The sequence below is a fragment of the Streptomyces sp. NPDC127092 genome (assembly GCF_042722475.1).
GTDB lineage: Bacteria > Actinomycetota > Actinomycetes > Streptomycetales > Streptomycetaceae > Streptomyces.
In genome coordinates this window covers 436-1,082 of the sequence record NZ_JBHXFE010000239.1, presented here as the reverse complement: position 1 = coordinate 1,082, position 647 = coordinate 436, and the positions used below count along the sequence as shown (strand labels likewise).

Sequence of the window (647 nt, the reverse complement as noted above, 5' to 3'; positions counted from 1 at the left end):
GTCGTGGTGCCGGCGCCGCAGGACGGCGACCATCTCGCGCGCCTGCGCCTCGTCCTCGACGCGCCCGAGGTAGGTGAGGAAGCGGCTGCGGCGGATCTCCACCTCCCGTTCCAGCCAGCCGTCGGGGTCGCGGGCGGACGCCGGCAGGACCGTGCAGCGCGCGGTCGGGGCGGGGGCGGGATCGGGCATGACCCCACCCTAGGGGCTGGCCGAGGACGGGCACGCCGTCGAGCCCCGACGTGAGCTTCGGTACAGTGGAAGACCGTGCCACCCGGCACCGGCCCACCGGTGAGCGAGCACGCGTGCCGCCGCGGGCCTCCCATGACCCTGTCCCGGGAGACTCATGACTTCCCCGCTCACTCGCCTGCACGACACGTTGGGGCTCCGCACGAGTCCGGCGATCTTCTTCGGCTCGGCCGCCGCGGTCGTGCTCTTCACCGCCGCGATGGGCCTGTTCCCTGGCCCGGTCCAGGCGGCCTTCGGCGTGGTCTCGAGCTGGCTGCGCTACGACGTCGGCTGGATCTACACCCTCAGCCTGACCCTGCTGGTGGCGTTCCTGTTCATCCTCGCCGTGACCCGGTACGGCCGGGTCAAGCTCGGCGACGACGACGCGGTGCCGGAGTACTCCGGCCTGACCTGGTTCGGCA

1 protein-coding gene and 1 pseudogene are annotated in these 647 nt (G+C 72.6%); one reads left to right on the top strand and one right to left on the bottom strand.

The annotated features are described in order from the left end of the window. Positions 1 to 189, bottom strand: a pseudogene (locus tag ACFWJO_RS39290) (hypothetical protein); the annotation flags it as partial. A 154-nt stretch (positions 190 to 343) separates the two neighbouring features. Here ACFWJO_RS39290 and ACFWJO_RS39285 point away from each other — a divergent pair. Then, a partial coding sequence (locus ACFWJO_RS39285; RefSeq protein ID WP_386873039.1) for a BCCT family transporter occupies positions 344 to 647 on the top strand: 304 nt, incomplete at its 3' end.